8 protein-coding genes are annotated in these 7,025 nt (G+C 62.5%); all 8 read left to right on the top strand.

Going from position 1 to position 7,025, the window contains the following annotated elements; genetic code table 11:
• A partial coding sequence (locus WBR57_RS29310) for a 4-deoxy-4-formamido-L-arabinose-phosphoundecaprenol deformylase (RefSeq protein ID WP_424088934.1) occupies positions 1 to 583 on the top strand: 583 nt, incomplete at its 5' end.
• Positions 580 to 2,235 (top strand): lipid IV(A) 4-amino-4-deoxy-L-arabinosyltransferase, encoded by a 1,656-nt coding sequence (gene arnT, locus WBR57_RS29305; RefSeq protein ID WP_424088932.1) that lies wholly within the window; start codon positions 580 to 582, stop codon positions 2,233 to 2,235. The genes WBR57_RS29310 and arnT, both read left to right, overlap by 4 nt.
• On the top strand, positions 2,232 to 2,579 hold the full coding sequence (arnE, locus tag WBR57_RS29300; protein WP_424088930.1) for a 4-amino-4-deoxy-L-arabinose-phosphoundecaprenol flippase subunit ArnE: 348 nt from the start codon (positions 2,232 to 2,234) through the stop codon (positions 2,577 to 2,579). The genes arnT and arnE overlap by 4 nt, the downstream gene beginning before the upstream one ends.
• Entirely contained in the window at positions 2,576 to 2,977 is a 402-nt protein-coding gene (arnF, locus tag WBR57_RS29295) for a 4-amino-4-deoxy-L-arabinose-phosphoundecaprenol flippase subunit ArnF (protein WP_424088928.1), read from the top strand. The genes arnE and arnF overlap by 4 nt, the downstream gene beginning before the upstream one ends.
• Positions 2,974 to 4,365 carry a UDP-glucose dehydrogenase family protein gene (locus tag WBR57_RS29290; protein ID WP_424088926.1) on the top strand — a complete coding sequence of 464 codons (1,392 nt, stop codon included), beginning with the start codon at positions 2,974 to 2,976 and terminating at the stop codon, positions 4,363 to 4,365. The genes arnF and WBR57_RS29290 overlap by 4 nt, the downstream gene beginning before the upstream one ends.
• Positions 4,366 to 4,368: 3 nt before the next feature.
• Positions 4,369 to 5,985: an ArnT family glycosyltransferase gene (locus WBR57_RS29285; RefSeq protein WP_424088924.1), complete on the top strand. Its 1,617-nt coding sequence runs from the start codon at positions 4,369 to 4,371 to the stop codon at positions 5,983 to 5,985.
• A gap of 195 nt (positions 5,986 to 6,180) precedes the next feature.
• Positions 6,181 to 6,417 carry a type VI secretion system contractile sheath small subunit gene (locus WBR57_RS29280; protein WP_424088921.1) on the top strand — a complete coding sequence of 79 codons (237 nt, stop codon included), beginning with the start codon at positions 6,181 to 6,183 and terminating at the stop codon, positions 6,415 to 6,417.
• 186 nt (positions 6,418 to 6,603) lie between these two features.
• The coding region (locus WBR57_RS29275; RefSeq protein WP_424088919.1) for an HPP family protein at positions 6,604 to 7,025 on the top strand (422 nt) is incomplete at its 3' end.

The raw sequence follows: 7,025 nt of genomic DNA, 5'->3' as shown, positions 1-7,025 counted from the left end.
CGAGGTCGGCCTGCACGCGTGGGACCACCACGGCTGGCAGGCCAACACCGGGCGCTGGAGCGACGCGCAGCTGGTCGAGCAGATCCGCCGCGGCGTCGACACCTTGAGCGACATCCTCGGCGAACGTATCGACTGTTCAGCCGCCGCCGGTTGGCGTGCGGATGAGCGCGTGGTGCAAGCCAAGCAAGGTTTCAACTTTCGTTACAACAGCGATTGCCGGGGCACCAGCCTGTTTCGACCAACCCTGGCCGATGGCAGCGCGGGCACCGCACAAATTCCGGTGGACCTGCCGACTTTCGACGAAGTCGTCGGACCGGTGGTGGCTGCCAACGATTTCAACCGTTTCATTCTCGACCGGTTCAACGCGTCGAAGCTGAACGTCTACACGATCCACGCAGAAGTAGAAGGGATTCTGATGGCCAATGATTTTCGCCAGTTGCTTGCCCATGCCGGGCAGCGCGGCATCGACTTCAAACCGCTGGGCGACCTGTTGCCGGCGGACCTGACCACCCTGCCCCAGCAACAACTGGTGCGCGGCGCCCTGAGTGGCCGCGAGGGTTGGCTCGGAGTGCAACAGGCATGATCCGGCGTCTGGCGTTGCCCTTGCTGCTGTTGGCGTTCGGCGTGTTTTACCTGCTGCCGCTGGCCACCCATGGCTTGTGGATTCCGGACGAGACCCGGTATGCGCAGATCAGTCAGGAAATGTTGCTGACCGGCAACTGGGCCGCGCCGCACTTCATGGGCATCCGCTATTTCGAAAAGCCCGCCGCCGGTTACTGGATGATCGCGCTGGGCCAGGCGATTTTCGGGCAGAACCTGTTCGGCGTGCGCTTTGCCTCGGCCCTGAGCACCGGCTTGAGCATCCTGCTGGTGTACCTGGTGTCGCGCCGCCTGTGGAACGACCCGCAGAAAAGCCTGGTCGGCACCGTGCTGTACATGAGCTTTGTCAGCGTGGCGGCGTTGGGCGGTTATGCCAACCTTGACCCGCAGTTCACCTTCTGGGTGAACCTGACCGGTGTGGCCCTGTGGTTTTGCTTCGACAGCAGTACCCGTAGCGGGCGTTTGTGGTCCTGGGCGCTGCTTGGGCTGGCGTGTGGCATGGGGTTCATGACCAAGGGCTTCCTTGCGTGGTTGCTGCCGGTATTGATCGCCCTGCCCTACGCCCTCTGGCAGAAACGCTTTCGCGAGCTGCTGGGCTATGGCCTGGTGGCGGTGGCCGTGGCGATCGCTGTCAGCCTGCCGTGGGCGCTGGCCGTACACCTGCAAGAACCGGATTATTGGCACTTCTTTTTCTGGCACGAGCATATCCAGCGCTTTGCCGGTGACGACGCGCAGCACAGCGAGCCGTTCTGGTATTACCTGCCGCTGCTGGTTGCGTTCAGCCTGCCGTGGGTCGCGTTGCTGCCGTCTACCGCCAGACAGGCCTGGGTGAACAAGCGCAATGCAAAAGTCGGCTTTGTGTTGCTGTGGCTGTTGATGCCCCTGGCGTTCTTCTGCCTGGCCAAAGGCAAGCTGCCGTCCTACATCATGCCGTGCCTGCTGCCGCTGGCGTTGCTGATGGCCAACACCCTGGGCGATAAACTGGCCGAGGGCCGCGACCGCGTGTTGCGCATCAATGGCTGGCTGAACCTGGTGATTGGCGTGCTGGGGGTGCTCGCGCTGACCTGGTTCCAGCTGAAAAAGCCGGTGTACCAACACGGCCACGAGGCCCTCAGCCTGGTGCTGGTGTTTGTCTTCCTGTTCGGCTGGATCCTCGCCAACCTGCTGCAGGCCGCCCGGCCGTTGCATATGTGGGCCGCGCCGGTCCTTGGCAGCTGGCTGATGGTTGCGCTGTTGCCGGCCGCGTTGCCGCACTCGGTGGTTTACAACAAGACCCCGGATCAATTCATCATCGACCACCTGCCGGAGCTGCGCCCTGCCAGCGCCCTGCTGAGCAACGACCTGGGCGCCGCATCGGCCCTGGCGTGGCGCCTGCAACGCGCGGATGTGACGCTCTACAACACCGTCGGCGAAGTCAAATACGGCCTTGCCTTCGCGGATGCCGGTCATCACAAGGTCGATACCCAGCACGTCCAGCAATGGATGAGCGAAGCGCGTAAAAAAGGCCCGGTGGGCGTGGTCATGCGCGTCAAAGGGGACGATGAAATGGCCGAAGTTGCCCTGCTGCCCACCGACGGCAAGCGCTATGAGCAAGGCAACATCGTGATTCTGATCTTCCCGCAGGCCGCGCCATGATCACCCTGCTGCTGTTGTTGGCCGCCTGCCTGCTGACCTGCATGGGCCAGGTGTCGCAGAAGTTTGCCGTGGAAAGCTGGCGCGAACTGCCGGACGGCTGGGCGCTGAAACTGCGTTCGCCGTGGCTGTGGACCGCACTGGTGTGCCTGGGCCTGGGTTTGCTGGTGTGGCTGCTGGTGTTGCAGCGCCTGGAAGTGGGCATCGCCTACCCCATGCTCAGCCTGAATTTTGTACTGGTGACTTTGATGGCGCGCTGTGTGTTCCATGAGCACATCGACGGCCGCCACTGGCTGGGTGTGGCGCTGGTGATTGCCGGCGTCGTGCTGCTGGGGCGTCACGTATGAGCCGCGCCAAGGGGTTTGCCCTGGCCCTGGGCAGCGTCGGCCTGGTCAGCGCGGCCCAGCTGGGGATGCGCTGGAGCATGACGCGCTTGCCGCTGCCCAACGAATGGCTCAGCGCCCAGATTGATCGTGTGGCGCTCGGCGTGGTGCTGCTGGCGATCCTGGCCTACGCGCTGTCGATGCTCTGCTGGCTCGGCGCGCTCAAGCACCTGCCCTTGGGCCGCGCCTATTCATTGCTGAGCATCAGCTACGCGCTGGTGTACCTGCTGGCGGCCAGCCTGCCGGTGTTCAATGAAAATTTTTCGCTTTCAAAAACCCTGGGGGTGGCCTTGGTCATCCTCGGAGTGCTGGTTATCAACTCTCGCCGTGCTAGCACCACAAGTCCCAGGAATGCCCCATGAAAATCAGTGTATTTGGTAGTGGTTACGTCGGTCTGGTACAGGCCACCGTATTAGCCGAAGTCGGTCACGATGTGATCTGCATGGACGTCGATCAGAACAAGGTCAAGCTGTTGCAGCAGGGCCATGTGAGCATCTTCGAGCCGGGGCTGGCCGCGATGGTCAAGGAGAACCTGGAAAGCGGGCGCCTGCACTTCACCTATGACGAAAAACTCGCGGTCGAGCATGGCGAAGTGCTGTTTATCGCTGTGGGCACGCCGTCGGACGAGGATGGCTCGGCCGACCTCAAATACGTGTTGTCGGTGGGCGATGCGGTAGCCCGGCACCGAATCGACCCGGTGATCCTGGTGGAAAAATCCACCGTCCCCGTAGGCACCGGCGACACCTTGCGCGCGCACATGGAAAAAGCCCTGCGCCTGGCTGGCCGGCACCTGGCGTTCGATATCGTCTCCAACCCGGAATTCCTCAAGGAAGGCTCGGCGGTTTCCGACTGCCGCCGCCCGGACCGCATCGTCATCGGCTGCGAGCGTGAAGAAGTGCGCGAGGTAATGCGCGAACTGTACGCGCCGTTCAACCGCAACCATGACCGCATCATCTTCATGGACCTGCGCAGCGCCGAGCTGACCAAGTATGCCGCCAACTGCATGTTGGCGACCAAGATCAGCTTTATCAACCAGATCGCCGAACTCGCCGAACACCTGGGCGCAGACATCGAAGCCGTGCGCCTGGGCATCGGCGCCGACTCACGCATCGGCTACCACTTCATCTACCCCGGTTGCGGCTACGGCGGCTCGTGCTTCCCCAAGGACATGCGCGCGCTGATCCACAGCGCCAAGCAGGCCAACTGCTCGAGCGATTTGCTGGAAGCGGTGGAAGCCATCAACCAGCGCCAGAAGAGCAAGTTGTTCGAGCGCATCAATGCGTTTTTCAAGGGCAACCTGCGCGGCAAGACCTTCGCCCTGTGGGGCCTGGCGTTCAAGCCCAATACCGACGACATGCGCGACGCCCCAAGCCGGGTGCTGATGGAAGCGCTGTGGGCGGCCGGCGCCAATGTGCGCGCGTTCGACCCCGAAGCCATGCAGGAAACCCAGCGTATTTACGGCGACGACCCACGGCTGATGCTGATGGGCACCCCGGAATCTACCTTGAGCGGCGCCGATGCGCTGATCGTGTGCACCGAATGGCAGCAGTTCAAAGCGCCGGACTTCGACTTGATCCACCAACGTCTGAAAACCCCGGTGATCTTCGACGGCCGTAACCTCTACGAAGGTGAGCGCCTGGCGCGCAAAGGCTTCCAGTATTTCCCGATGGGCCGTGGCGACTCGTGCCAGTTACCGATTCCGCAACAGCAATGGGTGGCTCAAGAGGCCAATCAGGCCATGGAAGCCTGATACGTGAACAACGCTCAACCGCCCCTGCTGAACCTGACGATCCGCCGCCAATCCCTCGGCCTGGGCGTGCTCGCGCTGTTGCTGTTTATCGCCGGCAGCTGGCACCAGGCAATTATCGGCTTCGACTCGCGCTTCGTGGTGTTCGCCCAGGAGATGCTGCGCCATGGGCCGGGTTTTTTCCCCACCACCTACGGGCAGCCGTATCCGGATTACCTGGCCACCTCGACGCTGCTGACCTGGCTGCTGTCGCTGCCTCTGGGCCAGGTCACCAGCTTCACGGCCTGGCTGCCCACGGCGATGGCCTCGGCGCTGATCGTGATCCTGGTGTACCGCCTCACAGCGCCGCACTCCCAGCGCTGGGGCGTGGTGAGCATCGCGGTGCTGTTGCTGAGCAGTACGTTTATCACCGAGACCCGTGCGGTGTCCCTCGACCAGATGCTCGCGGCCATCACGTTGGCGGTGTTCTATCTGGGCTATGCGCATGACCATTTCGGCGCCGCCAAACGCCTGCACTGGTTGTACCTGCTGCTGATTGTCGGCTTTGCCATCCGTGGCCCGATTGGCCTGGTGGTGCCCACGGGCGTGCTGTGCAGCTACTACCTGATCAACCGGCAATGGCGCCAACTGCTCAGTTTCGGCTTGCTGGCCTTTGCGCTACTGGTGGCTGGCATCGGCCTGCTGCTGCTGATGGCCAAGCTCAGTGGCGGCGAAAGCTTCATGCAGGACGTGATCCGCATGCAGTTTCTCGGGCGCCTGGATGGCAGTGAAGGCTCCAGCGGCGTGCTGTATTACTTCACCAGCTCGCTGGGCAATTACGCGATGGCGTATCCGCTGGCGTTGCTGGTGCTGCTGGCCGTGGCGCTAGGTGGGCGACGTACACCGGGGCCGGCCTTGCAGCTGGTGTTGTACTGCGCGGCCGCCGGCCTGCTGGTGATGCTCGGGCTGTCGATTCCCGAGGCCAAGAAAGCACGCTATGTGCTGCCGATGCTGCCCATGGCGGCGATCATTGCAGCCTATCCGTTCCAGGCCGAGCAAGGTCGACTGTTTGCCTGGCTGCGCGGGCTGATATTGGGAATCTGGACGCTGCTTCCGACGTTGCTGATCGCCGGCCTGATCGTCGCGCGTCGCCACTATCCAGAGCAATCGAACGCTTCAGGGCTGGCCTTCGCGGTACTCGGCGGCTTGCAGGTCGTGGCGCTGCTGGCGTTATTGAAGGCGCGCCCCGTTGGCCCGGCGCTGGTCGCCGTGGTGGCGGTATGGGTGACCTACATCGGCATGGTCGAGCCGCTGGTACGCGCAGTGTACGACACCCGCACCTTCACGCTGCAAGTGCATGAGCAGGTCATGCAACAGCGGGCGCCGGTGATCCTGCACGGCCTGGGCAAAGACGCCAAGGCGATCAAATATATGGTCAACCTCAACTGCGACGAGGTGCCTTTGTTCACCCAGCAAGCGGCTGACCTTGACCCGGTCCAGGGGCCGGCCTGGCTGGTGATGAGCGAGGCAGATTACAAAGGTTTGCAAGACCCGCGTTTTCGCGACATCACCCCGACCCTGACCGGTGAGTTCGACCGCAACCCGTATGTGCTGCTGCATCTGGGCAAAATCGCGCGGCCTTGAAAGCCGAGTCGACGCTACCAGCCTGGAAAAATCCTACGCAGCTATACGTAATGGCTGGTGTCATTTCACTTTCCCGCGCCTGAAACCCCTCTGTAAACTCAGGTGCCATGTGCGGTAAGCATTTACCGCCACAGGTCATGGATAACAACAAGGACGCTATAGCCATCGCGGCTTATTTCAGATGAGGACAACGCCGTGCCAGATGATGTTTCGCGTGACACCTGTGCTGCCCCAGCCCGCGATGAAGTGCACGTCGGCTACCTGCCCGTTCCACCTTTGCATCGCTTGATGCAGTTGCGCAATGCGCTGGTGGCACTGAAAGGGCCGCTGGGCACTGACCCCTCGCTGCAGGCCAACCTGCATAGCCGCTTGTTCAACGCCGAAACCGATGACCGTGTACTGGGGAAACTCAATACACCGGTTCCGCCGTAATCCGCTGCCTTCAGGGATCTTAAATCCATTATTTTTGCATTAAACCCTCATTAATATGCATTGGCGCTGCTTTGGCCGCCACTGCACACTGCACAGGTTCCTTCCCCCAAACGTTGGAACCTTCAAGGGCTTTTCCGGGCAACCAGACAAGCCTTTTTTTTGCCTGCCGTTTATGGATTTACCTTCATGCTTGCTCGATGGTTCCCCGCTGCTATCAATACCCGCCCGACAGAATGGGGCCGTGCCGCCATCGGCATGGCGCTGGCCACCCTGTTCAGTGTCTGGCTGTGTGGCCAAGTGTTCGGCATGCAGGTGGCGTTGCACCTGCTGGGGCCGCTAGGGGCTTCGGCCGTGCTGTTGTTCGCGGTCTCATCCGGTGCGCTGGCCCAGCCGTGGTCGATCATCGGCAGCTATTTGTGCGCCGGCGTCGTGGCGTTGCTGGTTGCCCGCGTGCTCGGGCGCACCCTGGGCGGTGCCTGCCTGGCGGCGGGTATGGCGGTGGTGCTGATGTGCTGGCTGCGCTGCTTGCACCCACCCGCCGGCGGCCTGGCCATGACCCTGGTACTGGCCGACCCGGCCTCGGCCGCTCTTGGCTGGCATGCGTTGGG

This window comes from Pseudomonas sp. (assembly GCF_049590575.1).
Lineage (GTDB): Bacteria > Pseudomonadota > Gammaproteobacteria > Pseudomonadales > Pseudomonadaceae > Aquipseudomonas.
The sequence above is the reverse complement of the archived record's forward strand: the minus strand, read 5'-3'. Positions and strand labels throughout refer to the sequence as shown.

Coding starts and splice junctions, on each gene's coding strand:
- arnT (WP_424088932.1), top strand. CDS start 580: ATGATCCGGCGTCTGGCGTTGCCCTTGCTGCTGTTGGCGTTCGGCGTG.
- arnE (WP_424088930.1), top strand. CDS start 2,232: ATGATCACCCTGCTGCTGTTGTTGGCCGCCTGCCTGCTGACCTGCATG.
- arnF (WP_424088928.1), top strand. CDS start 2,576: ATGAGCCGCGCCAAGGGGTTTGCCCTGGCCCTGGGCAGCGTCGGCCTG.
- WBR57_RS29290 (WP_424088926.1), top strand. CDS start 2,974: ATGAAAATCAGTGTATTTGGTAGTGGTTACGTCGGTCTGGTACAGGCC.